Origin of the sequence: Kitasatospora sp. NPDC094015, assembly GCF_040304075.1 — a bacterium.
Taxonomy (GTDB): domain Bacteria; phylum Actinomycetota; class Actinomycetes; order Streptomycetales; family Streptomycetaceae; genus Kitasatospora.
Window position 1 is genome coordinate 52,216 of sequence record NZ_JBEOUL010000023.1, and the last position, 25,060, is coordinate 77,275.

Here is a 25,060-nt window from a genome sequence, read left to right on the forward strand (position 1 = left end):
GCGCCGCCGCGGCGCCCGCTGTTTGCGGCCCGGCGCCTCAGCCCTCCTGGGGTCGCGAGTAGGTCCGCCCCTTCCAGGCGGCACCGCGTCCGCGCCAGTGCTGGACCGCCGAGTCCACCGTCATCAGCAGGTACAGCAGCGCGGTGAACGGCAGCAGCACCGCACCCGCCACCGGCAGCCGGTAGTACCGCAGCATCGGCACGAACGTCCCCGCCATCAGCGCCCAGGCCAGCGCACCCGCCGCCGCCACCCCCGGCCACCCGGCGACCGCCCCGCCCACCGCCGCCACCGGCGGCACCAGGTACACCAGCGCCAGCCCGGCCACCGTCCCGAGCAGCAGCACCGGCGAGTGCCGCAACTGCGCGTACGCGCTGCGCGACACCATCCGCCACAGCGGCGCCAGCCCCGGGTACGGGCGCACGCTGTCCACCTGCTCGGCCAGCCCCAGCCAGGTCCGGCCCCCCGACCGCTTCACCGCCCGGGCCAGCGACACGTCGTCGATCACCGCACCCCGGATCGCCGCCACCCCGCCGGCCCGCTCCAGCGCCTCGCGCCGCACCAGCGAGCAGCCCCCCGCCGCGGCCGCCGTCCGGGCGCCCGGGCGGTTGCTCCACCGGAACGGGTACAGCTGGGCGAAGAAGTACACGAACGCCGGCACGATCAGCCGCTCCCAGCCTGTCGCCACCCGCAAGCGGGCCATCTGCGAGACCAGGTCCAGGCCGTGCTGCTCGGCCGCGGCCACCAGCTCCGCCAGCGAATCCGGCCCGTGCGCGATGTCGGCATCGGTGAGCAGCAGGTACTCCACCGGGCCGGCCAGGGCGACCCCGTGCCGCAGCGCCCAGAGCTTGCCCGTCCAGCCGTCCGGCAGCGGGGGCGGCACGGCCACCGTCAGCGGCAGCCCGCCGGCCGCGCCGAGCTCGCGGGCCAGCGCGCCGGTGCCGTCCGTACTGTGGTCGTCGACCAGCACCACCCGCGCCTCGCCCGGGTACCGCTGCGCCAGCAGGCCCGGCAGGCTCAGCGGCAGCACCCCCGCCTCGTCCCGGGCCGGGACCACCACCGCCACCGCGGGCCACCGCGCCGGCGGGCGGCGGGAGGGCAGCCGCTGGTCCGTGCGCCAGAAGAAACCGTGGCAGCAGACCAGCCACACCCACGCCAGCAGGGACACCACCGGGACCCACCGCAGCACCGTCACCCCGGCAGTCTGCCGCACCCGGGGGCGCCGGGCCCGGTCAAGTAGAGTCGTGCCTCGTGAAGATCGCACTGGTGGACTCCGGACTAGGACTGCTCCCGGCCGCGGCGGCCCTGCGCCGGCTGCGGCCCGACGCCGACCTGGTGCTCTCCAACGACCCCGACGGCATGCCCTGGGGGCCGCGCACCCCGGCGGACATCGCCGAGCACGCGCTGGCCTGCGCCCGGGCCGCCGCCGAGCACCGACCGGACGCCCTGGTGGTCGCCTGCAACACCGCCTCCGTGCACGGGCTGGAGCTGCTGCGCGCGGAACTCGAGCCCGGCCTGCCGGTGATCGGCACCGTCCCGGCGATCAAGCCCGCGGCGGCGGCCGGCGGCCCGGTCGCCATCTGGGCCACCCCGGCCACCACCGGCAGCCCCTACCAGCGCGGCCTGATCGCGGAGTTCGGCGGCACGGCCAGGATCACCGAGGTGGCCTGCCCGGGGCTGGCCGACGCGGTCGAGTACGGCGACGAGGCCGCGATCGCGGCCGCGGTCGCCGACGCGGCTGCCCGCACGCCGGCCGGCACCGCGGCGATCGTCCTCGGCTGCACCCACTACGAACTGGTCGAGGACGCCATCCGCACCGCGGTCGCCCCCACCGCCGCCCCCGGCCTCACCATGTACGGCTCCGCGGACGCGGTGGCCGCGCAGACCCTGCGCCGCATCGCCGACCGCACCCCCACCCGCGGCACCGCCCACCTCACCGTCCTCCGCAGCGGCCGCCCCGAACCCCTCCCCACCCCGGCCACCCACTACCCCGAGGGCCGCCTCATCACCACCCCGGTCCCCACCCCCTGACCTGACCCGACTCCGGAAGCAGCACCCCCAGGGGCGCGGGGAACTGCGCGGACCGGAAGTGGCAGCACCGCAACCTCCCGCTGCGTGCCGTTCCCCGCACCCCGGGGGGGGTGCCGCGAGCACGGTTGCGCCCCCCGGAGGGTAGAGCGTTACGCCGTCGCCCCCCGCCAGCGCTGGAGGGCGGGCTCCAGCCCGGAGAGGATGGTGTCGAAGCGGCGGGTGCTGGTGGTCGAGTCGACCTGGAGGCGGCTGATCCGCAGGGGGTGGGCCGGCAGGCGCGGCCCGAGCCGGTGGTCGGAGAGGAACCCCAGCCGGTACCCCAGCTGCCGCAGCACCGCATCCGCCCGCGGATCGTACCCCCCGTCCGGATAGGCGAACGCCGTCGGCGGCTCGCCCAGCCACTTGTCGAGCGCCAGGTGCGCCCCGGCGATCTCCGAGTGCACGGTGGCGTCGTCGCAGCGGCCGAGCGAGGGGTGGCCGAGGGTGTGGTTGCCGATCGAGACCCCGCCGTCCCGCAGGGCCCGCAGGTCCTCGGGGGTGAGCTGTTCCTGCCGGGGCGGTCTGCGGTGGGCGCTGACCCGCAGTTCGTGCAGGCTGCGGCGGCGGTCCGGGTCGGGCAGGGCCTTGAGCCGGGCCAGCAGTTCGGCGGGGCGGCCGGTGGGCACCAACCGGGACCGTCCGCCGTGCCGGGCGAGGAAGGCCGCCTCGTGCCACCAGAACGGCTGGTCGGTGCCGATCAGCTCGGCGATCACGAAGGCGGCGGCGGGGATCCGCCGGGCGGCGAGCACCGGCAGCGCGTGGGTGAGGACGGTGCGGTCGGTGTCGTCGAAGGTGATCAGTACGGAGCGCGGGGGCAGCGGGCGGCCCTGGGCCACCGCCTGCTCGACCGCGGTGAGCGAGACCGGGGTGGCCAGCCGGCGGAGCCGGTCCAGCTGGGCGCCGAAGGAGCGGGGTTCGGTGATGCCGTGGTAGGCGAGCACGGCGAGCCGCTGCGCGGCCCGGGCCCGGAACAGCGGCTGGGCCGGTGAGAACCGCAGCCAGCTGCCCCGGTGGTCGGCCGGAGCGGTCCGAACAGCAGCAGAAGCACCACCTGCACCACCGGTACCGGCAGGAGCGGTGGTGGGCGGTGGTGGGGTGGTGATGGTCGTGGTCTCGGAGTGCGGCACGGTTCCCCCCTCGGTCGCCGGTGCGGCGTGGCGGTACCGTCGGAAGGCGGAGCCCGGCCTCCGACCCCGGGCGCGGCGGCGCCGCCCCCGGGTGATCCGGTCCGCGGCTGGGGACTCCCAACCCGTGCCACGGACGGCTCCTGGATCGCTCAATGTAGTGGAGACCACCGACGGGCCGGGATGGTTGTACGGTCGGCGGCGACTTTTCGCGGGGGCGCGTTCGACCGCGGCGGGGCGCACGGGAGGGCGCACCCGGATCGCTGTGCCGACCACCCCGGCCGGGGTTACCGTGGAGGTATGGCAGACACCGGAAGTCACCGCAGCGTCACCCAGCGGACACACCGGACGCACCGGGCCCACCGGCACCACCAGGTGCTGCTGGTCCTGCTGGGTGCCGCCTGCGTCGCGTTCGGCATCCTGGTGGCCGTCGTGGTGCCGGACAGCGAGGGGCCGGCCTGGCTGATGGCGGTCGTCGGCTGCCTGGCGGCGGGCCTGCTGATGCTCGGCCGGGTGGCGCTCACCCGGTTCCGCCCGGGGCGCGGCGCGGCACTGTAGGCGCTCTCCCGCCGGTCACAAACGTCCAGGATCTGGACATCACCGGTCGGACCGGCTGATTTTCGGCCCACCTACCCCCTTCTTTCACATTTCCCGGGCAGCAGCCCCATATTTCCCCCTACTGTGGGTCCCGCCGGTGGCAGCCGACTGCTGCGACCGGTCAGGAGTCCGCTTGCCGGCGCCGGGGAGGGCGCCGCAGAGGGGGGAACGATGAGCACCACCGCGGCGCCCGCGGCAGCCTCAGGCATCAGGGCGCAGGTCAAGCAGCAGCTCGCCCGGGCCGCCGGCCGCGTCCCCGGAGAGGGCGCCACGGTCCTCATCTACCACCGGATCGGCGGCGGCACCACCGACGAACTCGACGTCACCACCGCGGACTTCACGGCCCAGGTCGACCTGCTGGCCGACCTGCCGCCGGGCCGGGTGGTCTCGCTCGACGAGGCCGCCGACCGGCTGGCCTGCGGCCGCCGCACCCCCGGCACGGTGCTCACCTTCGACGACGGCTTCGCCGACGTGTACGAGAACGCGTGGCCGCTGCTGCGCGAGCGCTCGCTGCCGTTCACCATCTACCTGGCCAGCGGCCAGGTCGGCGGCGAGATGCGCTGGGAGGGTTCCACCGCCAAGGGCAGCACCGGCCGCGGCCTCAGCTGGGAGCAGCTCAGGGAGATGGCCGACTCCGGGCTCTGCACGGTCGCCAACCACACCCGCACCCACGCCCGCCCCGAGCTGCTCACCACGGCCGAGCTGGACGGCTGCAACGACGACGTCGAGGAGCACCTCGGCACCCGGCCGCGGCACTTCGCGTACACCTGGGGCGTCGACGTCCCGCACATGGACGCCGCGCTGCGGGCCCGCTTCCGCACCTCCGCCACCGGCCGGGTCGGCCGCAACCTGCCGGAGTTCGACCCGGTCCGGTTCTGCCGGGTGCCGGTCCGCCGCACCGACCCGATCGACTTCTTCCGCGCCAAGCTGTACGGCCGGCTGATCCCCGAGCGCGCCTACGCCCGGATCGTCGCCACCGCGAAGGCGGTGGGCGCCCGTGCCTGAGCAGCTCGCCCCCCGGCTGCGCGGCCCCGGCGGCCGTCCGCTGCGGGTCGCCCACCTGACCACCGTCGACATGAGCCTGCAGTTGCTGCTGGCCACCGAGCTCAAGGTGGACCTGGAGGCCGGCTTCGAGACCTACGGCATCAGCGCGCCCGGCCCGTACGTGCCGCAGCTGGAGGCGATCGGCGTCCGGCACGAGCCGCTGCACGCGCTCACCCGGGCCTGGGAGCCGAAGGCGGACGCCGCGGCCGGCCGGGAGCTGCTCGCGGTGCTGCGCCGGATCCGACCGGACGTGCTGCACACCCACAACCCCAAGACCGGCGTGCTCGGCCGGGTGCTCGGCCGCGCGGCCCGGGTGCCGGTGGTGGTCAACACCTGCCACGGGCTCTGGGCGCAGGCCCACGACCCGCTGGCCAAGCGGGCGTTCGTGCTCGGCGCGGAGGCCTTCGCGGCCCGTTTCTCGCACGCCGAGCTGTACCAGAACGGCGAGGACCGGGCCACCCTGGCGCGGGCCGTCCCCGCCGGGCGCTCGCGGGTGGTGGGCAACGGGGTGGACCTCTCCCGGTTCACCGCGGACCCGGCCGACCGGGCCCGGATCCGGGCCGAACTCGGCGTCGACGAGTCCGAGTTGCTGGTCGGCGGGGTCGGCCGCCGGGTCGCCGAGAAGGGCATCCGGGAGTACGCCGGGGCCGCCCGGGCGCTGGCCGGCAAGGCCAGGTTCGTCTGGATCGGCCCCGAGGACCCGGACAAGCCCGACGCGCTCGGCGCGGAGAGCGGCATCGAGTTCCTCGGCAGCCGCGGCGACATGCCGGAGCTGTACGCCGCGCTGGACGTCTTCGTACTCCCCTCCTACCGGGAGGGGTTCTCCCGCTCCGCCATGGAGGCCGCCGCCAGCGGTCTGCCGATGGTGCTCAGCGACATCCGCGGCTGCCGGGAGATCGGCACCGACGGCGAGCACCTGCTGCTCGCACCACCCGGCGACGCCGGGGCCCTCACCACAGCGCTGGACCGGCTCCTCACCGAGCCCGCCCTGCGTGAGCAGCTGGGCGCGGCGGCCCGTCGCCGCGCCCTGGACCAGTTCGACCAGCGGGCGGTCGCCCGGGTCTCCCTGGAGACCTACGCGGCCGTGGCCAGGGCGCGCCGTCTGCCCTGGTCGGTCGGCTGAGCCGCACACCCGTCGCACCACAAACGTTGGGGGAGTCATGCCCGTTGGGGGAGGAATGCGGCGAGCGGGGGACCTCGCCGTGGCCTCGCTGGCCGGGGCCGTCGCGGTCCCGCTCGGTTTGGTGATCGCACTGCTGATCCGCTGCACCATGGGCGGACCGGTGATCTTCCGTCAGACCCGTACCGGCCGGGACGGGAGGGAGTTCCAGATCCTCAAGTTCCGCACCATGCGGGACAGGCGCTTCGCCGAGGAGGAGGACGCCCCCAGGATCACCCGGCTCGGCGCCCTGCTCCGCAGGACCAGCCTGGACGAGCTGCCGCAGCTGTGGAACGTGGCCCGCGGCGACATGGGCATCATCGGCCCCCGGCCGACGCTGCCCGAGCAGGTGGTCCACTACTCGACCCGTCAGCGCGGCCGGCTCGCCGTCCGGCCCGGCCTCACCGGCTGGGCCCAGGTCTGCGGCCGCAACTCGATCAGCTGGCCGGAGCGGATCGAGCTCGACCTCTGGTACATCGAGCACCGTTCGGCGGGGCTGGACCTCAAGATCCTGGCCCGCACCGCCCAGCAGCTGCTGCGCCCGCAGGGGATCACCGCCGCCGGCGGGGTCAACCCGGGCTTCCCGGTCCCCGCCGAGGCTTCCGTCCAGCGGGTCGTGCTGCCGCGCCAGGCGACCGGTCCGCGGCTCACCGGCCTGCCCGTCCGGGCGGTCGAGGAAGCCTCCTGAGAACCTGGGTCCCACGTCCCGTCCCGGCCGGGGTCCGCAGCAGCGGGCCCCGGCCGGTTTTCCGTCCCCGCGCCAGGAGGCAGCGTTGACCGAGCAGTTGTGGATCGCCGGAGCCGGCGGGGTCGGCCGGGAGGCGCTGGACACCGCGCTGGCCGCCGGGGTGGCGGTGGCGGGCTTCCTGGACGACCGGGCGCCGGGCGTGCCGGTGCGCGGACTGCCGGTGCTGGCGCCGGCCGATCTGCCGTCCGGCGCCCGGTACCTGATCGGGATCGCCGACCCGGGCGTGCGGCGCCGGCTGGCCGCACTGCTGGACGGGCTCGGTGGCCGGCCGGCCACCCTGGTCCACCCCCGGGCGCTGATCGCCCCGGAGACCGAACTCGGCCCCGGCTGCCTGGTGATGGGCGGCGCGTACGTGTCCAGCAGCGTCCGGCTGGGCGCGCACAGCCAGGTGCACTACAACGCCACGGTCGGCCACGACAGCCTGCTCGGCGAGCGGGTGACGGTCTATCCGGGCGGCAACGTCTCCGGCTCCGTCCTGCTGGAGGACGACACCACCGTGGGCAGCAACGCGGTGGTGCTCCAGGGGCGGAAGATCGGCCGGGGCGCCTTCGTGGGCGCGGCGGCCGTGGTCACCCGGGACGTGCCGCCCGGCGCGGTGGTGGTGGGCTCGCCGGCCCGGCCGATGGCGGGGCGCGGCTGAGGCGCGGGGGCCTTCGGCGATAGGGTCGGTGCCCATGGCCATTCCCGCGTTTCTCGCCGAACTCCGCACCCTGGTCGGGCACCGCCCGCTGTGGCTCCCCGGGGTCGCCGCCGTCGTGCTGGACGAGTCCGGTCGGGTGCTGCTCGGCCGCCGGGCCGACGACGGCCGTTGGGCCCTGGTCGGCGGCATCCTCGACCCGGGCGAGCAGCCCGCCGACGGCGTGGTGCGCGAGTGCCTGGAGGAGACCGGGGTGCTGGTCGAGCCGGAGTCGCTGACCATGGTGTCGGTCTCGCCGGTGATCGACTACCCGAACGGCGACCGGTGCCAGTACCTGGACCTGACCTTCCGCTGCCGGTACGTCTCCGGCGACGCCCGGGTGAACGACGACGAGTCGCTGGCGGTCGCCTGGTACGCCCAGGACGCGCTGCCCGAGCTGGACGACTACACCCGCCGGCGGATCGGTCTCGCCCTCGAGGGCAAGGGCGAGACCGTGTTCGACTTCGCCGGCCACGCACCCGGCCGGTCCTGACGCCCGGGCGCGCCGGCACCGGCGGTGCGCGGCGGCTGCGCTCAGAGCGTGCGGAACCACTCCGCGGTGCGCTCCAGGCCCTCCCGCAGCGGCACCGGCACCACCTCGGGGAACAGCTCGCGCAGCCGGGAGTTGTCCGCCTGCGAGTCCCGGACGTCACCGGGCCGGGGGTCGACGTGCTCGGCGACCGGCTCGGTGCCCAGCACCGAGCCCAGCTCGGCGATCAGCTCCAGCAGGCTGGTCCGGGTGCCGAAGGCCAGGTTGACCGGGTCCGGGTGGACCACCCGGCGCAGCACCGCCTCGGTGATCACCTGGGTGACCGTCCCGACGTAGGTGAAGTCCCGGCTCTGGCCGCCGTCGCCGTGCACCGTCAGCGGCCGGCCGGCCAGCGCGGCGTCCAGGAACGCGGGCACCACGGCGGCGTACGCGTGCCCGGCCGGCTGCAGCGGCCCGAAGACGTTGAAGAAGCGCAGCGGCAGCACGCCCAGCCCGTAGCAGTGGTGATAGGCCGCCAGGTACGCCTCGGTGGCCAGCTTGCTCACCGCGTAGGGGCTCATCGGGGCGGTGCGCATGGTCTCGCGCTTGGGCAGCTCCCGGTTGGCCCCGTACACCGAGGACGAGGAGGCCGCCGCCACGTACAGGCCGCCGGCCCGGCGGGCCGCCTCCAGCACCTCCAGGGTGCCGGTGGCGTTGGCGTGGTGGCTGGCCAGCGGGTCGGCCACCGAGCGCGGGACGGAGGGCAGGGCGGCCAGGTGGACCACGGCGTCGGCGCCGGTGAAGGCGGTGTCGAGCAGCTCGCGGTCCAGGATGGTGCCTTCGAAGAGGGTCACGTCGACCCCCTCCAGATTGGCCTTGCGGCCGGTGACGAAGTTGTCGACCACCCGGACCTCGGCCACCTCCGGCCGGGCCAGCAGGGCCCGGGCGAGGTTGGCGCCGATGAATCCTGCCCCGCCGGTCACGACCACACGCATGGCTGGGACTCCCCCCAAGTTCGAGCCGGGGCCTCCCCGCCCCGTGCACTGGGCCGATGTTATCGGCGCACCGCCGCTCCCGTGGCCGATCGCTCCGGAAATGCCCGTTCTGCCTCAGAGTTTGTGCTGGCGGTAGGTCTCCTCGGCGGCGTCGAGGACGGCCGCGAGGTCGCCGCCGGCGGTCGCGGTCAGCACCGCGGCCACCGCTCCTTCCACGAACGGCGCGTCGGCGAACCGGACCGGGAACGGCAGCCCGTGCTCGTCCGCCTCGGAGAGCAGGCCGAGCACCGTGCCGACCGCCGTGTCCAGGTCGCACAGCACGGCCACCCCGTGGCCCTGGTCGACCCGGCGGGCCGCCGCCGCGATCAGCACCGCGCTGCTGCCCGGGCCGTCGGCGAGGCTGCCGCCGGTGGCGGCGACCGGTGCCGGGTCGGGGCTGTCGGCCAGCGCGAGCGCCAGCGTCCGCACCGCGAGGGCGAGTTCCTGGCTGTGCGAGACCAGCACCACGCCCACCCGGCCGAGGCCGGTCGGCCGGGCCGGGCGCGGCACCGAGGCGGTCCGGGGGTCGGCGGGCGCGGACGGCGCGTCGGAGATGGGGATGACATCGGCGCCCACGGCGTCCCGGCGGTCCATCGGCGGCTCCCTGGGTCGTGCGGACGGGTCGCCACCCACTCTCGCAGCCGACCGAGCCCGCCGGGCTGAAGCCGGGGCCGGGATCCGGCCGTGTCACCGCATAGCACAGTGGTGCGCCGGTCCGGTGGCGGATCGCCCGACCACAGCCCGGCCAGGGGGCGAACCCGCGCGATCCGCCGCCGGGCGGCAGGGCGCTGACTAGGCTGGGTCACCGGACGGATCGGGAGGAGCACGGCATGAGTACGAGCGTGGAGAACGGCGGTCCGCAGGCGCCCGCGGTGAGCGGGAAGCCGGAGCTGGACCTCACCGGGGCCGAGTGGCTGTCCAGCAGTCAGGGCGCCGATCCCGAGGTCGGGGAGGTGCAGATCGCCTTCGTCGAGGGCTACATCGCGATGCGGGACAGCCGGGATCCGGACGGGCCCGCGCTGATCTTCACCCCGGCGGAGTGGCGGGCCTTCGTGCTCGGTGCCCGGGACGGCGAGTTCGACCTCACCTGAGGCGGCCCGCGGTGGCTGCCCGGTGCCGTGGTGCGGCACTCTCCGGCGCCGGGCGTGCCGCCGTCCGTACCCGGTTGAACCCGTGGTGTCGATCCGGGGCTCACCGAGGTCACAAATGAATTCTGATGGACCGGTTCTTGTTGACTGTTCGACAAGCATCGGATCAGAGTGAGAGCAGGCAGACGCCGTGCCCACCGCCCCCACGCGGTAATGGCACGGCGCCCGCTGTGTTGCCCGTCATCGGCGCCGATGACGAACTCCCTCCCGTGGTGATCCCCACCGCACCGAGGTGCGTTGCCGGTCCCGGCCCCACCAGAGGGCCGGCAGTCGCCGGGAGGACGGCCTCGCCCGCCGAGAGCTACTCGGAGGGCGCTGCCTCGCCCGGGATCCGCACGCCCCCACGCGGCGGTGTCCCGGGCAAGGTCCGCGGATGCGACAGGCCGGGGCCCCGCGAACCTGGTCTGTGGAGTTGTGCGGTGCCGACCCGGGGGTTCCGGTGTCCGACTCCGGTGGAGCTGGCCGAGCAGGTGCTCCGCGCGACGAGGTGAACGACTGGAAGACACGCGGAAAACGGCGCGCTGGGACAAGCCGCCCCCCGGTGGACCGAGTCCACAGCGGCTGTCGTGCTGAACCGAACGTAGCCCGGACGGTTGCTCAGAGTCAACATTGGTCCCTGAGCGTAGATCTCCGCCCGATCGCCCCCCGGCCGTGAGGTGGCCGGTCGGGGGCACGTACGATGGTGTCATGTCATTTCTCCGCCGTCGCTCCGGCTCGCCCGCCGGCCCGGACTTCGACGTGCTCGCGATGGACCCGGGCGACTGGCCCGGCCACTTCGGGGCCATGATGATGACCGGTGCCGACGGCTCCTGCCAGGGGATCTTCCTCCGGTACGACCTGCTCGGCGGCCGGGGCCCGGCGATGTTCATCGGCAACCTGCCGGAGGGCTCCCCGGCCCGCGAGTCCGAGGACGGCGTCCCGTTCGAGGTGCGCCAGCTCCTCGCGGCGCTGGAGCACGAGGAGCCGGTCGAGCTGGTCTCGGCCGAGGACTTCCCGGTGCTGCTCGGCGACGACCTGCTGATCGTCAAGAAGGTCAAGGTCTCCGAGGAGCGGGTGTTCTGCTCCCAGTTCGGCCGCAGCGACGGCGTCCAGGTCACCATCGCCTCCTGGGACCGGCCGGTCTCGGACGACCTGTACCAGCTGCTCAAGCCGCTGCCCGCGGACCTGTTCCAGCAGGGCTGACCGGGCCTTCCCGGGTCGCTTGACGCTGCCGATCGACCCTTCGTACAGTCACGACCATGTCACGTCGCCTCCCGCTGCTGACCCGTCGCACCCATCTCGACCTGCGACGGAACGCCGGCGCGTCGTGTCCGGGCCGCTGAGGCGGAGCAGCACGCTCCGCCCGTGGCACCCGGACGGGCCGGTCGGCCGTCCTCTCCCGCCCCGGAGCCCGGGGTGCCGCATCCCGCCGGCGCACGCCCGTCCGCGTGCCACCCGCACCATGCCGCATCCCCCGCAGCCCGGAGGCACCCGCCCATGACCAGGACCGTCCCTGCCGTCGACGACCGCGCCGCCGTCACCGAGACCCTCGCCCGGCTGCCCCGGGTGGTCGACCTGCTGGCCGCCCGGGCCGAGGAGCACGACCGCGACGGCACCTTCCCCTACCAGGGCGTCGAGGCGGTGCACGAGGCCGGGCTGCTCACCCTGACGGTCGCCGCCCGCTACGGCGGCCCCGCCGGCACGCTCGCCGACACCGTCCGGGTGCTCGCCCAACTCGGCCGCGGCGACGCCTCGGTGGCGGTGCTCACCGCCTTCACCCTGCTCCAGCACGCCGAGCAGGCCAGGACCGGGGCCTGGCCCGCGGCCGGCTACCGCAGGTTCCTCACCGAGTCCCGGCGCGGGCCCGCGCTGGTCAACACCCTGCGCGCGGAACGCGGCGAGGCCGGCCCGCTGCCCGCCACCGTGGCCCGGTGGGACGGCGAGGCCTGGCGGTTGACGGGCCGCAAGGCGGACTGCGCGGGCGCCGAGGCGCTGGCCTGGATGGCGGTCTGGGCACGGACCGAGGAACAGGTGCCCCGGGTCGGCGTCTTCCTGGTGCGCGGCGACAGCGAGGGCGTCGAGATCGACCCCACCTGGGACCAGCTCGGGCTGCGGGCCAGCGCCGGGCACGACGTCCTGCTCGACGAGGTCCGGGTCGGGCCCGAGGGCGCGCTGCGGCTCGCCGCGCCGGGCAGTGCCGGACCGGCCGAGCTGGCGGCGGCCGAGACCACCCGCGCCTGGCAGGACCTGGCGCTCGCCGCCGTCCAGCTCGGGGTGGCCCGGGCGGCGCAGGAGTGGCTGGCCCGCTTCCTCCAGCAGCGCACCCCGGCCAACCTGGGCGAGCCGCTCGCCGCGCTGCCGCGCTACCGCGCCGCGCTGGGCGAGACGGAGCTCGCGCTGATCGGCGCCGAGGAGCTGGTGCACGGCCTCGCGGCCGGGGTGGACCGCGGCGAGGCCGCCGCCGTCGCCCGGACCGGTGCGGCCCAGCTGCTGGTCGACCGGGCCGTCACCACGGCCGTCCAGCAGGCGGTCGCCCTCACCGGCAACCCGGGCCTGAGCCGGCGCCACCCGTTGGAGCGCTACCTGCGGGACGCGCTGAGCGGGCGCACCTACGTCCCCGCCGACGAGATCGTGCTGGAGGCGGCCGGCCGGGCCGCCCTCGACCGGACGGCCCGCCGGCCCTGAACTCCCGTACGCCGCCCCGGTGGGCGGCAGCTCAGCGGGTGCCCACCGCCGCCCGGACCGCGCGGCGGGCCAGCGCCGCGTCGTCGTGCAGCCGGCGGATCATGATCCGCTGCTCCTCGCCGGCGCCCGGCACGTCGTGCAGCCGCAGCTCCCGCATCAGCACCAGGACCAGGTTGACCAGGAAGGCGTCCCGGGCCAGGGTGCCGCCGGACTGCGCCAGCTGGCTGATCTGGCGGCGGGCCGCGCTGTCCCCGGAGAGCACGCTCCAGAGCACCGCCAGGTCGTAGCCGGGCAGGTACCAGCCGGCCTCCTCCCAGTCGAGCAGCACCGGGCCGGAGGGCGCGAGCAGCAGGTTGCCCAGCAGCGCGTCGCCGTGGCAGAGCTGCCAGGGCAGGTGCGTCAGCCCGTGCAGCAGCTGCCGCAGGTCGCCCGCGTCCCGGTCGGTGAGCTGGCCGACCGAGTGGTAACGGGCCACCTCCAGCTGGTAGTCGAGCGGCTTGCCGAACACGTCCGTCGGCGGGCGCCACAGGTTGAGCGTGCGCACCGCGCCGAGTACGGCCCGCACCTCGCCCGGGGTGGGCGCGTTGACCGGGTGCCGCTCGCGGGCGGCCGGCCGGCCGGGCACCCGCTCCAGCACCAGGACGCAGCGGTCCTGGTCGGCCGCCACCAGCCGGGGCAGCCGGACCGGCGGACGGTGCCGGACGAAGGCCCGGTAGACCGCGATCTCGTGGTGGAAGCGCTCCACCAGCTGCTCGCTCTGCGGCCCGCGGGCCGCCTGCGGCGACAGGCACTTGGCGACCACGGGGGCCCGGCCGATGGTGCCCGCGATGAGGATGTGGCGGCTGCCCTCCCGGAGCACCTGGCGGGGGAGGAAGGCGGGGCATATCCGCGAGATGTTGGCGAGCGCGGCCCGCACCGCGGGGGTCTGCAGCGAGGCCGGGTCGACCCGGTCCACGAACCCCTCGGGCGTACGGGAGGTCAGCATGCGTCCGCCGCCGGGGCGGTGGACGGCGGGCTCGGCCGGGCGGCCGGCCGGCGCGGTGCGGACGCCGAGCGCGCGGGGATCGCGCGGCTCGCCGCCGCGCGGGCCCGGCCTTCCGCCGCCCGCGGCGGTGGGTGGCCGGAGCCCGGTGCGGGGCTGGCCGGTGGTGTAGCGCGGAGCGCCGCCGTCGAGCTGGGTGGGATTCGACGGGCGGGCGCCGGTGCTGGCGGAGGAGTACATGGGCTGGTGAGGGTCCCTTCCTGGCCGACGGCGACTGGACGACCGGCGGTTCCTGGTTCCGCCGGGGCCGGCCGGGGTGGAGTGCGGGCGTCGGGCGCGGAGCCGGCCGTCCGGCGACCTCCGCACCCTGGGGAAATGCGGTGGTGCCCGACTGCCGTGCCGTGCCCGACGCCCCCGCGCCACCCGGCCGCGCCACCCCCTCGGAGGATGCCCCCGCAGACCGCGAACGGCCGGGGGGACCAAGCCCCGGCCCGGTGATCCGGGCCCTCGGAGCGAGGTCGAGGTGGCGCATTCCTACCTGACACCCGATCACCACTGGTACACCATGTGGCGGACCCTGGCGAAGCCTGGCGAATGGTCGCGTGGCACATGACAGTGCCATTACTGTCGAAATCAGCCGAGGAACCTGGGGGCTTCACGTGAGCAAGGGGCCGAACAGCCGACTGGCCGACCTCTTCGCCCTGACCGGTTGGTCCAAGGGCGAGTTGGCGAGGCTGGTCAACCGACGCGGTGCGGCGATGGGGCAGCAGCAGCTGTCCACCGACACCTCGCGGGTCCGGCGCTGGATCGAGCAGGGGGAGATCCCCCGCGATCCGGTGCCCAGGCTGCTGGCCGCCGTGTTCACGGAGCGGCTCGGCCGTGTCGTCACCACTGAGGACTTAGGTCTGGAACGACACCGGCCCACCAGGTCAGGCTCGACCACCGCGTCGGAACGAGCCTGGGAGCCGGATCGAACGGCTGCGGTCCTCACCGAGTTCACGGGAATGGACCTCATGCTGAACCGACGCGGTCTGGTGGGCGCGGGAGCCGCGCTCGCCGCGGGCACCGTCATCGCAGACAACCTCCACGACTGGCTCAACAGCGGCGAGGTGGCGTACGCGGCCGACCGGCCGGGCCCCCGGCAGGTGCTCACCCAGGCCGGCCCCCGGCCGGTGGTCGACGTGTACGACGCGGGCCCGGTGGGCGCCGAGGAGGTCACCGCCCTGGAACGCTCGGTCGAGGTGTTCCGGGCCTGGGACGCCTCCCGCGGCGGCGGCCTCCAGCGCAAGGCCGTGGTCGGCCAGCTCAACGAGGTCGGCGGCCTGCTGACCCACCGCCACCACCCGGCACTGGAGCGCAGACTCTGGACGGTGGCCGCCAACCTGGCCGTGCTGGCCGGCTGGATGTCCCACGACGTCGGCCTGGAGCCCACCGCCCAGCGGTACTTCGTGATCGCGGCGCAGGCCGCCAAGGAGGCCGACGACCGCCCCCGGGCCGGCGAGGCGATCTCCCGGGCCGCCCGCCAGATGCTCCACCTCGGCCGGGCCGACGACGCGATCGAACTCATGCAGCTGGCCCGCGCCAGCGCCGGCGACCGCGCACTGCCCAGGACCCGCGCCATGCTGCACACCGTGGACGCCTGGGCGCAGGCCTCGCTCGGCCGCTCCGAGGCCACCCGGCGGGTGCTCGGCAAGGCCGAGGAGCTGTTCGTCCAGGAGCCGCAGGAGGCCCCGCCGAGCTGGATGCAGCTGTTCAACGAGGCCGAGCTGCACGGCATGCAGGCGCTGGTCTACCGGACCTTGGCCGAGCACGACCCGGGCGCCGTCCGGCTCGCCGAGTACCACGCCCGGCAGGCCATCGACCTGCGGGCCGGCTCCGGGCGCGAGCGTTCCGCGCTGCTGGACCGGATCACCCTCGCCTCCGTCTACTGGATCTCGGGCGAGCCGGACGCCGCCCAGGTGCAGGCCAAACTGGCGCTGGCGGCGATCAACCAGACCTCCTCGCTGCGCACCTGGGACCGGCTGCGCGAGATGTACCGGCTGGCCGGCCGCTACCAGGGGCTGCCGGCCGTGGCCGAACTCCGGGAGGAGATCACGGCGGTGCTCCCGGCCCGCCGCCGTCCGGTCTGAGGCCACCGCGGGCGATCGGCGCTCGCTACCCGCTGCCCGCTGCCCGGTTCCCGCCACCCGCCGCCCGGTCGAGCGCCGGGCGAAGGGCGCTACCGGTACGAAGCGTTCCGTTCCGGGCACGCCGGGTGACGGGCCGGCGGGGCGTGGCGCCCCCGTCGGCCCGTGCCCGGATGTGGGGGTTTCGGGTGGTTGTGCCGGGGGCCCTCGCAACCCGCGGCGTGGCCGGGGCACAGTGGCCCGCACCTGGCCGTTTCGAGTCGCCCTGTGTGCGGATCCGCCAACCAGGCGGTAGCCTTCGGTGATTCCGGCGCCCGGGCGCCTGAGCAGGACCTCACCGACCCCGGCGACGGAAATCCCGTTGCCTCGACGACCGCCGCAACGGATGCTGACCTCATGTTCGAGCCAGTGATAGCGCCAAGTGCCAGCCTCCTCGGCCTCCTCCAGCGAGGCCGCGGTGACGGGCAACTGCATGCCCTGGCCGCCGACCGCGACGAGGCGATCGCCGCCCTGGAGCAGTGCGTCACCGAGGACCCCCGCGCCGACTGGCAGCTCGAGAACCGCTCCCTCTACTACGCCCGGCTGTACATGGAGCTGGAGGCGCCGCTCACCGGCCTCGAGCTGCACCTGCACTCCGTCGAGGACGGCATCGACCGGGACGACGCCCGCACCGGGCTCGCCCTCGCCGTCCTCGGCCACCTCGCCGCCTACGGCCGCCGCGACGCCCTGGACCTGCTGCGCGGCTACGCCGCCGTCGGGACGAACTGGGCCTGGGCCCTGGACGAGCTGGCGCTGCGCGACGACGACCGTTCGCTGCTGGCGCTGGCCCCCTCCGTGCTGCGCCGCTTCCCCGAGGGCCCCGAGGGCGACGCCGAGCTGCGGGCCGCCGTCCGGGCCGCGTACGAGCCGAGGCCCTGGCGCCTGTGGGCCGCGCACCACCCCCGGATCGCCACCGCGAGCGAGCAGTCCCCGTTCGACCTCTGGCAGCGCCAGCTGGGCCGCGGTGTGGTCACCCCCGGCTGGAGCACCGCCGACGTGCTCGCCTGGGCCGACCAGGCCGACCCGGCCGCCACCGATCCCGAGGCACCCGCCCGACGCGCCGCCGCCGCGGCCCGCTGCCTGACCGCCGTGGTCCGCCCGGAGGACCGGCCCGCCCTGCTGGAGGCCGCCCGGACGGGCGCCCCCGGCGCCCGCACCGCCGTCCTGCGCCACCTCGTCGAGCAGCGCGACCCGGCCGCCGCCGAGTTGATCGAGGCCGCCGCGGCGGACGTGGACGAGCGGGTGGTCGCCGCCGCGCTGGAGGTGCTCGGCCGGATGCGCGGCCCCGAGGCGCTGGCGCACGCCCGCCGCTGGGCCGATCCGGCCACCGGCGGCGCCGACAGTGCCCTCGGCGAGCGCGCCTGCCAGCTGCTGGCGGACGCCGGCGAGCCGGCCGACGGTCCGCTGGTGGTGGACGCCCTGCGGCGCTGGATCTCGGTGCGCGGGGTCACCGGCCACGGGCTGGGGTCGCTGGTCGACGGCGCGGGGCGGCTGGCCGCCGCCGCAGCCGTCCCGGCCCTGCGCCACGTCTACGGCGAGGCGGTCTCCTCCGAGCTGCGCGGCAGAGCTGCCCAGGCGCTCTCGGTCACCGACCCGCACTTCGGCGAGGGTCCTGCCGTCGAGTGCCTCTGGGACTGCGAGGAGACCACCCGCGAGCTGGCCGCCCGGCACGTCACCACCACCGGCGACGTGCGGGTGCTGGAGCGCCTGCGGCGGCTGGCCGCGGATCCGGCCGAGGAGGCCGAGGTGCACGCCGCCGTGCGCGGCCGGCTGACGGCGCGCGAGCGGGGTTGACCCGGCAAGGCCCCCTGCTCCGCCGGCCGGGGCTGGCATGATGGATGCGCCCCGCCAAGCGGCGCCGCCTCCTCGACGCCGTCCCGTCGCCCCGCAGGAGTGTGCTGGACCCATGCAGCGTTCCCGTCTGCTCGCCCGTGTCGCCGTTCCGGCCGCGGTCCTGGCCGGTGCCCTGGTCCTGGCCGGCCCCGCCTCCGCCCACGTCGAGGTGGAGTCCGCCACCCCGCAGGCGCTGGCGGCGGACGCCGTGATCGCCTTCGACGCCGAGGGGGAGTCCTCCACCGCGGGGATCAAGGAGATCCGGGTGGTGCTGCCGGAGGGCCTGCAGCCCGGTGACGTGAGCCTGGCCGAGGGCCCCGCGGGGTGGACGCTGAGCCCGATCGCGGACGGCTACGCGGTGGCCGGGCCCGCCCCGGCGCCGGGAGCGGACGCCAAGTACTCGATCAAGGTCCGGCAGCTGCCGGACGCCCCGGAGCTCGCCTTCAAGTCGCTGGTCGGCTACACCGACGGCCGGATCGACCGCTGGATCGAGCTGCCGCAGGGGGCGCCGAACCCGGCCCACCCCGCGCCGGTGCTGAAGCTCACCGCCGCCGCCCCGGGGGCCGTACCGCTCGCCGCGAGCCCCACGGCCGCCGGCGCGCAGCCGTCCGCGGCCCCGTCCACCGCCGCGTCGACCGCCGTGTCCACCGCTGCGGTCGCGAGCCCGGCGGCACCGCCCGCCGCGGCCCCGGCGGAGCAGTCGGACGGCTCCTCGGGCACCCGTACCGCGCTGGCCGTGGTGGCGGCCGTCCTGCTGGTGGCGGCGGCCGCGTTCTGGACCTGGCGCCGCCGCGCAGACCGCGGCTGACCGGGACGGCGCCCCCGCCCGCCCCTGCACCCGGTACCCGGACTCGCGCGCTGCCCGACCTGCCGGTGACCGGCCGCCGCCCCACGCCCGTAGGGTTGCCGGTCATGACCGTCCTGCGCTCCATCGCCCTGTTCGCCGCCGCCGCCCTGTTCGAGATCGGCGGCGCCTGGCTGGTGTGGCAAGGCGTGCGCGAGCACAGGGGCTGGGCCTGGATCGGCGCCGGCGTCATCGCGCTCGGCATCTACGGCTTCGTCGCCACCCTCCAGGAGGACGCCGACTTCGGGCGGATCCTCGCCGCCTACGGTGGTGTGTTCGTCGCCGGATCGCTGGCCTGGGGGATGGCCGTGGACGGCTACCGGCCGGACCGCGCCGACGTCATCGGCGCCCTGATCTGCCTGGCCGGCGTCGCCGTCATCATGTACGCCCCGCGCGGCCGCTGACCTTCCGTCGCAGGTCGGCGCCGCGGCGGTGGGACCCGCTACTCGGTGGTGGCACCGGCGTCGGCGGCCAGGTGGCCGGTGCCGACCAGCACGATCAGCGCCACCCCGAGCAGCACCCGGTACACCACGAACGGCAGGAAGCTGTTGCGGGAGATGTACTTCAGGAACCACGCGATCGCGGCGTAACCCACCACGAAGGCGATCGCGGTGGCCAGCAGGGTCGGTCCCCAGGCCGGGGCCGGCCCCTCGCCGATCTTGAACAGCTCCAGCGTGCCGGAGGCCAGGACGGCGGGGACGGCCAGCAGGAACGAGTACCGCGCCGCCGCCTCCCGGCTGTAGCCGAGCAGCAGGCCGGCGCTGATCGTGCCGCCGGAGCGGGACACCCCGGGGATCAGGGCCAGCGCCTGGGCCAGGCCGTACCCGACCGCGTGCGGCAGGGTGAGCGAGCTGATCGGACGCGCGTGGCGGACGGCGCGGCTGCGGTCGGCCACCGCGAGGATCAGGCCGAACACGATCAGGGTGGTGCCGATCACCCGCAGGTCGCGCAGCGAGGTCTCGATGGTGTCCTGGAACGCGGCGCCGATCAGGCCGATCGGCAGCGTTCCGATGATCACGAACCAGCCGAGCCGGGCGTTCGGGTCCTGCCGGCGCTCGGGGCGGACGAGTGCCACCGTCCAGGCCGAGACGATCGCGGCGATGTCCTTGCGGAAGTAGATCAGCACCGCCGCCTCCGTGCCCAGCTGGGTCACCGCCGTGAACGCGGCGCCGGGGTCGTCCCAGCCCAACAGGGCGGAGAACACCCGCAGATGGGCGCTGGAGGAGATCGGGAGGAACTCGGTCAGCCCCTGGATCAGGCCGAGCACGGCCCCGTGGAACCAGTCGATCACCGGACACCGGCCATGGTCGTCGGTCGGTGGATGCGCATCTGCGGTCCTGTTCGTCGTGGCGGGAGGCATGGCCGGACCGGCACCCGGGCAGGACGCGAACGGTGCTGGGCACCGTGGCGGCGCGAGCTGTGATGATAAGCGGCTGAGATGACGTGAATCTGGCCGGTACATCAAGATCGTGTAGCGGCCCGCTTCCGGTGCCGGCCTCCCGGTGTGAAGCTGATGGGATGTCATCGAACGAGTTCACGGTCAGGTACGACGGTTGGTTCACCGCCCTGGCCACCCCGCTCGGGCTGGGCCCGCGCCGCGCCGCGGCCCGGCTGTCCGGCGGGGTGCTGACGGTGCGGATGGGATGGGCGTTCCGGGCGGAGATCCCGCTCGCGTCGATCCGGGCGGCGGTCCCGGACACCCGGTCGGTGAGCGGCTTCGGCGTCCACGGCTTCGGCGGGTACTGGCTGGTGAACGGCTCCGCGCAGGGGCTGGTCCGGCTGGAGCTCGAACCGCGGGTGCGGGCCAGGGCGATCGGGCTGCCGGTCCGGCTTCGCGAACTGCGGCTCAGCGTCCACGATCCGGCGGCACTGCTGGCCGCGGTCGGGCGCTGATCCACGCCTGCGCCACGTACCGCACCCGCACCGCGTGCCGCGCCCGTCCGGGGCGCCCTGGTGCGCCACCCTGGTACCCGGGCAGGAACCGGACGGACGGGAGCGGACCATGACGGCAACGGCGGGCGCGCGGTCGACGGGTGAGGAATCCGGGTCACCCGGCGGGCGACTGGCCGGCCGGGCCGCGGTGGTGACCGGCGCGGCCCGCGGCATCGGTCGCGCCACCGCCGAACTCTTCGCCGCCGAGGGCGCCCGGCTGGTGATCACCGACCTGGACGCGGCCGAACTCGAAGCCCTGCGCGGGGCGTTGGCGGCGACCGGGGCGCAGGTGCGCGTGGTGGTCGGCGACGTCTCGGAGCCGGCCGACGCCCGGCGCATGATCGACGAGTCGGTCACCTGCTACGGCGGGATCGACGTCCTGGTGGCCAACGCCGGCATCCTCCCGCTGCACACCGTCCTGGACGCCACCCCCGAGGACTGGGACCGGGTGATGGCGGTCGACGGCCGCGGCATGTTCCTCACCTGCAAGTACGCGATCGAGCGGATGGCCCCGGCCGGCCGGGGCGCGATCGTCTGCCTCTCCTCGATCTCCGGCCTGGCCGGTCAGTCGGGCCAAGCGGTGTACGGGCCCGCCAAGTTCGTCGCGAGCGGGCTGACCAAGCACCTGGCCGTCGAATGGGCGGCCCGGGGCATCCGGATCAACGCGGTCGCCCCGGGCACGATCAACACCGACCGGGTCCGCCGGCTGCCGCAGGAGCCGGGCGGCCCCGAGTACCTCTCGGAGATCGTCCGCCAGCACCCGATGGGGCGCCTCGGCGAGCCCGAGGAGGTGGCGCGGGCGATCCTCTTCCTGGCCTCCGACGAGGCCTCGTTCATCACCGGCGTCGTCCTCCCGGTGGACGGCGGCTACTTGGCCCACTAGGGCGGGCTGCTGCGCCCCGGGCCGCTGCGCCCCGGGGCGGTGTGGTCGATGATCGCGGTGGCGACCGTGCTGCGGTCGGCCGGCTCCAGCCCGTGGCCGGCGTCGGGGAGGGTGAGCAGCCGGGCGCCGGGGATCCGCCGTGCCAGCGCGGCGCCGTGCGGCAGCGGGAACATCGGATCGGCGCTGCCGTGGATCACCAGGGTGGGCGCGGTGATCGAGGACAGCGGCGCGGTCGGGAGGTCGCCGTCCGGCAGCGCGTCGTGGTTGCGGGCCGCGGCGAGGTCGCGGGCGCGCTCGGCGTCGCGGCGGGCCAGGCTGCGGGCGGCGGCCTCGTCGAACGGGCGCCGCCCGCCCGAGAGCACCCGGGCGTGGTCGACCTGCTGCTCGACCGCCGCCTGCGGATCGGCGCCCGCCGTCGGCGCGGACGTCACGTACCGGAGGAACTCCTCGGTCGGCGGCGGGAGTTCACCGCCGCCGGGGAGAGCGGCGGTGGTGCTGATCAGCGTGAGCGAGCAGGCCCGCTCGGGGTGGCGCAGCGCGAGCAGCTGGACCAGCGCGCCGCCAGCCGAGACGCCCACCAGGTGCGCGGCCCCGATCCGGTGGCCGTCCAGCACCCGCACGGCGTCCGCCACCAGGTCGGCGCCGGTGTACCCGGGGTGGCCCGGTGGGTAGCAGGTGGAGCGTCCGGTGTCGCGGTGGTCGTACCGGATCACGAAGCGCCCGCCCGCGGCGAGCAGCCGGCAGAAGCCTTCGTCCCAGTGGATCATCGAGGCCCCGGCGCCCATCACGAGCAGGACCGGCGGGTGGGTCGGGTCGCCGAGGGCCTCGCTGCACAGCTCGACGCCGTCGACCCGGACCACGTGCTCGGCCATCGCCGCTCCTCCCTGCCGCTGGCCGGTTCGCCGGTCTGCCGGCCGTCCCCGGTCACGGCACCAGTCTGGGCGTTCGCCGCCGGGGCCGCTCGCGAGCGCCGCCGGCCCCACCGTGGCACTGGGGACCGGGTCTTGTGCCGATCACGCAGCGCCCCTAGGTTGCTACTCGTCGCGACCGCGCCCGATCCGGCGCCCGTGCTGCCCGCTGCTCCGCTGCCCTGCCGACCCGCGCACGAACGAGCACGAACGCGCCCCGCCCGGACCCGCCGCCGCCCCGCGAAGCCCTGCACCGCGAAGCCCTGCTCACCGCGAAGCCCTGCTCACCGCGAAGCCCGCCCGCTGCGAAGCCACCGAGAAGGAGCACCCGGATGTCCCGTGCCGTCGCCCGTCGCCGCCGTCCGAGACTGGCCGTTCTGGCCGCCGCCGCCGTTGCGTTAGCCGCCGGGGCAGGGCTCGCGGCCCCGCCCGCGGGGGCGGCCACGGCGCTCGCCGACCGCGCGTACGTGGTCAACACGGACGACAACACCCTGTCGGTGCTGGACGCCACCACCCACGGGGTGATCGCCACCGTCCCGGTCGGCCGGGGCCCGGACGGGCTGGCGGTCGATCCGGCCGGCACCCGGGTGTACGTGGCGAACCTGCGCGACGCGACGGTCTCGGTGGTCGACACCGTGAGCAACACGGTGACGGCCACCGTCCCGGTCGGCGCGTTCCCGAGCGCGGTGGCGCTGGATCCGACCGGCGCCCACGCCTACGTCGCCAACGCGGGCGACAACTCGGTGTCCGTGATCGACACCGCCGCCGACACGGTGACCGGCACCGTGCCGGTCGGCCCGGGCCCCAACGCCGTGGTGGTCGACCCGGTCGGTGCCCACGCCTTCACCGCCGACGCGGGCGGCCACACCGTGACCGTGATCGACCTCGCGACCCGGGCGGTGTCCGCGACCGTCCCGGTCGGCTCCGGCCCGGTCGCGGCCGCGCTGAACCCTGCGGGCACCCGGCTGTACGTGGCCAACTCCTACGCCGCGAGCGTCTCGGTGGTCGACACCGCCTCCATGACGGTGACCGCCACCGTCCCGGTCGGCCGGATCCCGCACGCCGTCGCGCTCGACCCCTCGGGCGCCCGGGCGTACGTGGCCGATCTGGCGGACGACACCGTCTCCGTGATCGACACCGCCAGCAACACGGTGACCGGCACGATCGCGGTCGGCCCGGCACCCGCCGCCCTCGCCGTCAGCCCCTCCGGCGCCCAGCTGTACGTCACCGCGGTCGGCAGCGGCACGCTGGCCGTGGTGGACACCGCCGCCAACCTGGTGACCACGACCACCGCGGTCGGCGCCTTCCCGTCCGGGGTGGCGTTCGTGCCGCGCCCGCCGGTGCTGCCCAAGGCCGACCTCGCCGTCTCGCTCACCGCGCAGGCCCCGGCCCTGCTGCCGGGCGCCATCGGCTACACCCTGACGGTGCGCAACCAGGGTCCGGCGGCGGCCGGTTCGGCCACCGTCACGACCACGCTGCCGGCCGGCGCGACGGCCACCAACCTCAGCGCGGGCTGCACCACCGCCGGCCGTACGGTCACCTGCACCTACGGCGCGCTCCCGGTCGGTACCGGTGCCACCTCGACCTTCCGCAGCGCGGTCGGCCTGCTGGGCCTCGGGCCGGTGACCGCGACGGCCGTGCGCACCGCCTCGACCCCGGCCGATCCCGTCGCGGTCAACGACAGCTCCAGCGCCACCTGCACGGTCGTCTCGGTGCTGCTGGTCCGCTGCTGAGACCCGGCGGGCCCCCTCGGACCCCGCCCGGCCGGCCGGCAGAGGGCCGGCCGGGCGGCCGCCACCCGCCGCCCGGGCGGCCGTCCACCGCCCCGCCCGGGCAGCCGTCACCCGCCGCCTGGGCAGCCGTCATCCGCCGCCCGGGCCGCGGACCAGCAGGAACCGCACGGGTGTGCCCGGCCGGGCCTGCGCGGCGGCGGCCAGATCCGCCCGCGGCACCACGCCCACCACCGGGTAGCCACCGGTGGTGGGGTGGTCGGCCAGGAAGATCACCGGGTGGCCGTCGGGCGGCACCTGGACGGCTCCCAGCACCATGCCGGCGCTGGGCAGTTCACCGCCGCGGGCGCGTGCCAGCGGCGGTCCCTCGGTGCGCAGCGCCACCCGGTTGCTGGCCGCGGCGACCCGGTGGACGGCGCGGGCCAGGCCGGCCAGGTCGGCGAACCAGTCGTCGTGCGGTCCCGGCCGCAGCCGCAGCACGAGTTCGCCGGGCGGGCCGGGCAGCGGCACCAGTCCGGCCCGCGGGCCGGCGGCCGCCGGGCCGACCGGCAGTCGGTCGCCGGCCGCGAGCGGGGGCGGTCCGAGCCCGGAGAGCAGGTCCGCCGAGCGGCTGCCCAGCACCGGCGGCACCGCGAGGCCGCCCGCCACCGCCAGGTAGCTCCGCACGCCGTGGGTGGCCGCCCCGACCTCGACCACCGCGCCCGCCGGCAGCGCGACGGCCGCGCCCCAGGGCGCCGGCCGGCCGTCCACGGTCACCGGGGCCGGGGCGCCGGTCACCGCCACCACGGCGGGGGCGAGCGCCCGCAGCGCGACCCCGCCGAGGGTGGTCTCCAGGGCGGCGGCCCCGTCCGGGTTGCCCACCAGGCGGTTGGCGGCGCGCAGCGCGGGCTCGTCGAGCGCCCCGGCGCGCGGCACGCCCAGGTGCGCGACCCCGCGCCGCCCCAGGTCCTGCACGGTGGTGAGCGGTCCGGGCCGCACCACCGCCAGCTCCGTCCGGGCCATCCCGGTCGCTGTCGGCTCGGCCCCGGCCGGCCCGGTCGCCGCCCGCTCGGC

General features: G+C 75.9%; 25 protein-coding genes. 17 read left to right on the forward strand and 8 right to left on the reverse strand.

From position 1 onward, the window contains the following. Positions 1 to 37: 37 nt before the first annotated feature. Positions 38 to 1,192 (reverse strand): glycosyltransferase, encoded by a 1,155-nt coding sequence (locus ABT014_RS24560; protein ID WP_350641251.1) that lies wholly within the window; start codon positions 1,190 to 1,192, stop codon positions 38 to 40. 56 nt (positions 1,193 to 1,248) lie between these two features. Here ABT014_RS24560 and ABT014_RS24565 point away from each other — a divergent pair, with 56 nt between their 5' ends. Next, complete coding sequence (locus ABT014_RS24565) at positions 1,249 to 2,028, forward strand: glutamate racemase (protein ID WP_350641252.1); 780 nt, start codon at positions 1,249 to 1,251, stop codon at positions 2,026 to 2,028. Between the two features lie 149 nt (positions 2,029 to 2,177). Here ABT014_RS24565 and ABT014_RS24570 read toward each other — a convergent pair whose 3' ends face one another. Then, entirely contained in the window at positions 2,178 to 3,194 is a 1,017-nt protein-coding gene (locus ABT014_RS24570; protein WP_350641253.1) for a polysaccharide deacetylase family protein, read from the reverse strand. 297 nt (positions 3,195 to 3,491) lie between these two features. On the opposite strand from ABT014_RS24570, the gene ABT014_RS24575 reads away from it, so the two are divergent. The 6 genes from ABT014_RS24575 (at position 3,492) to ABT014_RS24600 (ending at position 7,908) form a co-directional block, all read left to right on the forward strand. Beyond that, a complete protein-coding gene (locus ABT014_RS24575; RefSeq protein WP_350641255.1) occupies positions 3,492 to 3,749 on the forward strand; it encodes a hypothetical protein in 258 nt (85 codons plus the stop codon). 210 nt (positions 3,750 to 3,959) lie between these two features. After that, positions 3,960 to 4,793: a polysaccharide deacetylase family protein gene (locus ABT014_RS24580; RefSeq protein WP_350641257.1), complete on the forward strand. Its 834-nt coding sequence runs from the start codon at positions 3,960 to 3,962 to the stop codon at positions 4,791 to 4,793. Continuing rightward, on the forward strand, positions 4,786 to 5,955 hold the full coding sequence (locus tag ABT014_RS24585; protein ID WP_350641259.1) for a glycosyltransferase family 4 protein: 1,170 nt from the start codon (positions 4,786 to 4,788) through the stop codon (positions 5,953 to 5,955). Before ABT014_RS24580 ends, ABT014_RS24585 begins: the two co-directional genes overlap by 8 nt. 55 nt (positions 5,956 to 6,010) lie before the next feature. Continuing rightward, on the forward strand, positions 6,011 to 6,679 hold the full coding sequence (locus ABT014_RS24590) for a sugar transferase (protein ID WP_350641260.1): 669 nt from the start codon (positions 6,011 to 6,013) through the stop codon (positions 6,677 to 6,679). Positions 6,680 to 6,764: 85 nt separating this feature from the next. Then, complete coding sequence (locus tag ABT014_RS24595; RefSeq protein WP_350641262.1) at positions 6,765 to 7,379, forward strand: NeuD/PglB/VioB family sugar acetyltransferase; 615 nt, start codon at positions 6,765 to 6,767, stop codon at positions 7,377 to 7,379. Positions 7,380 to 7,413: 34 nt separating this feature from the next. Then, the gene (locus tag ABT014_RS24600) at positions 7,414 to 7,908 is read left to right on the forward strand and encodes an NUDIX hydrolase (RefSeq protein ID WP_350641264.1); all 495 of its coding nucleotides are present in this window, start codon (positions 7,414 to 7,416) and stop codon (positions 7,906 to 7,908) included. A gap of 41 nt (positions 7,909 to 7,949) precedes the next feature. Here ABT014_RS24600 and ABT014_RS24605 read toward each other — a convergent pair whose 3' ends face one another. Next, positions 7,950 to 8,879: an NAD-dependent epimerase/dehydratase family protein gene (locus tag ABT014_RS24605; protein WP_350641265.1), complete on the reverse strand. Its 930-nt coding sequence runs from the start codon at positions 8,877 to 8,879 to the stop codon at positions 7,950 to 7,952. 114 nt (positions 8,880 to 8,993) lie between these two features. Beyond that, the gene (locus ABT014_RS24610; RefSeq protein ID WP_350641267.1) at positions 8,994 to 9,512 is read right to left on the reverse strand and encodes a PTS-dependent dihydroxyacetone kinase phosphotransferase subunit DhaM; all 519 of its coding nucleotides are present in this window, start codon (positions 9,510 to 9,512) and stop codon (positions 8,994 to 8,996) included. Between the two features lie 236 nt (positions 9,513 to 9,748). On the opposite strand from ABT014_RS24610, the gene ABT014_RS24615 reads away from it, so the two are divergent. The 3 genes from ABT014_RS24615 to ABT014_RS24625 all read left to right on the forward strand — a co-directional run bounded on the left by ABT014_RS24615 (position 9,749) and on the right by ABT014_RS24625 (position 12,730). Beyond that, complete coding sequence (locus ABT014_RS24615; RefSeq protein ID WP_350641268.1) at positions 9,749 to 10,009, forward strand: DUF397 domain-containing protein; 261 nt, start codon at positions 9,749 to 9,751, stop codon at positions 10,007 to 10,009. 744 nt (positions 10,010 to 10,753) lie between these two features. Next, entirely contained in the window at positions 10,754 to 11,248 is a 495-nt protein-coding gene (locus ABT014_RS24620) for a hypothetical protein (protein WP_350641269.1), read from the forward strand. Between the two features lie 294 nt (positions 11,249 to 11,542). Then, positions 11,543 to 12,730 carry an acyl-CoA dehydrogenase family protein gene (locus ABT014_RS24625; protein ID WP_350641270.1) on the forward strand — a complete coding sequence of 396 codons (1,188 nt, stop codon included), beginning with the start codon at positions 11,543 to 11,545 and terminating at the stop codon, positions 12,728 to 12,730. Positions 12,731 to 12,761: 31 nt separating this feature from the next. Here ABT014_RS24625 and ABT014_RS24630 read toward each other — a convergent pair whose 3' ends face one another. Beyond that, entirely contained in the window at positions 12,762 to 13,952 is a 1,191-nt protein-coding gene (locus tag ABT014_RS24630) for an aminoglycoside phosphotransferase family protein (protein ID WP_350641271.1), read from the reverse strand. Positions 13,953 to 14,371: 419 nt separating this feature from the next. On the opposite strand from ABT014_RS24630, the gene ABT014_RS24635 reads away from it, so the two are divergent. The 4 genes from ABT014_RS24635 to ABT014_RS24650 all read left to right on the forward strand — a co-directional run bounded on the left by ABT014_RS24635 (position 14,372) and on the right by ABT014_RS24650 (position 18,958). Then, positions 14,372 to 15,841, forward strand: coding sequence for a DNA-binding protein NsdB (locus ABT014_RS24635; protein WP_350641272.1), 1,470 nt, complete (start codon positions 14,372 to 14,374; stop codon positions 15,839 to 15,841). Between the two features lie 393 nt (positions 15,842 to 16,234). Then, the gene (locus ABT014_RS24640) at positions 16,235 to 17,671 is read left to right on the forward strand and encodes a HEAT repeat domain-containing protein (RefSeq protein ID WP_350641273.1); all 1,437 of its coding nucleotides are present in this window, start codon (positions 16,235 to 16,237) and stop codon (positions 17,669 to 17,671) included. A 112-nt stretch (positions 17,672 to 17,783) separates the two neighbouring features. Beyond that, the gene (locus ABT014_RS24645) at positions 17,784 to 18,518 is read left to right on the forward strand and encodes a DUF1775 domain-containing protein (protein ID WP_350641274.1); all 735 of its coding nucleotides are present in this window, start codon (positions 17,784 to 17,786) and stop codon (positions 18,516 to 18,518) included. A gap of 104 nt (positions 18,519 to 18,622) precedes the next feature. Then, positions 18,623 to 18,958 carry a YnfA family protein gene (locus tag ABT014_RS24650; protein WP_350641275.1) on the forward strand — a complete coding sequence of 112 codons (336 nt, stop codon included), beginning with the start codon at positions 18,623 to 18,625 and terminating at the stop codon, positions 18,956 to 18,958. Positions 18,959 to 18,996: 38 nt separating this feature from the next. On the opposite strand, the gene ABT014_RS24655 is transcribed toward ABT014_RS24650, so the two are convergent. After that, a complete protein-coding gene (locus tag ABT014_RS24655; protein ID WP_502895094.1) occupies positions 18,997 to 19,842 on the reverse strand; it encodes an undecaprenyl-diphosphate phosphatase in 846 nt (281 codons plus the stop codon). A 230-nt stretch (positions 19,843 to 20,072) separates the two neighbouring features. On the opposite strand from ABT014_RS24655, the gene ABT014_RS24660 reads away from it, so the two are divergent. After that, entirely contained in the window at positions 20,073 to 20,447 is a 375-nt protein-coding gene (locus ABT014_RS24660; protein ID WP_350641278.1) for a hypothetical protein, read from the forward strand. Between the two features lie 109 nt (positions 20,448 to 20,556). Next, a complete protein-coding gene (locus ABT014_RS24665) occupies positions 20,557 to 21,369 on the forward strand; it encodes an SDR family NAD(P)-dependent oxidoreductase (protein WP_350641279.1) in 813 nt (270 codons plus the stop codon). Here ABT014_RS24665 and ABT014_RS24670 read toward each other — a convergent pair. Continuing rightward, complete coding sequence (locus ABT014_RS24670) at positions 21,366 to 22,241, reverse strand: alpha/beta fold hydrolase (RefSeq protein WP_350641280.1); 876 nt, start codon at positions 22,239 to 22,241, stop codon at positions 21,366 to 21,368. The two genes, ABT014_RS24665 and ABT014_RS24670, sit on opposite strands and share 4 nt — an antisense overlap. Before the next feature lie 368 nt (positions 22,242 to 22,609). Between ABT014_RS24670 and ABT014_RS24675 the strand changes: the two genes are divergently transcribed. Next, positions 22,610 to 24,010 carry a beta-propeller fold lactonase family protein gene (locus tag ABT014_RS24675; protein ID WP_350641281.1) on the forward strand — a complete coding sequence of 467 codons (1,401 nt, stop codon included), beginning with the start codon at positions 22,610 to 22,612 and terminating at the stop codon, positions 24,008 to 24,010. Positions 24,011 to 24,139: 129 nt separating this feature from the next. Here ABT014_RS24675 and ABT014_RS24680 read toward each other — a convergent pair whose 3' ends face one another. Next, entirely contained in the window at positions 24,140 to 25,009 is an 870-nt protein-coding gene (locus tag ABT014_RS24680; RefSeq protein ID WP_350641325.1) for a 5-oxoprolinase subunit C family protein, read from the reverse strand. Positions 25,010 to 25,060 lie beyond the last annotated feature (51 nt).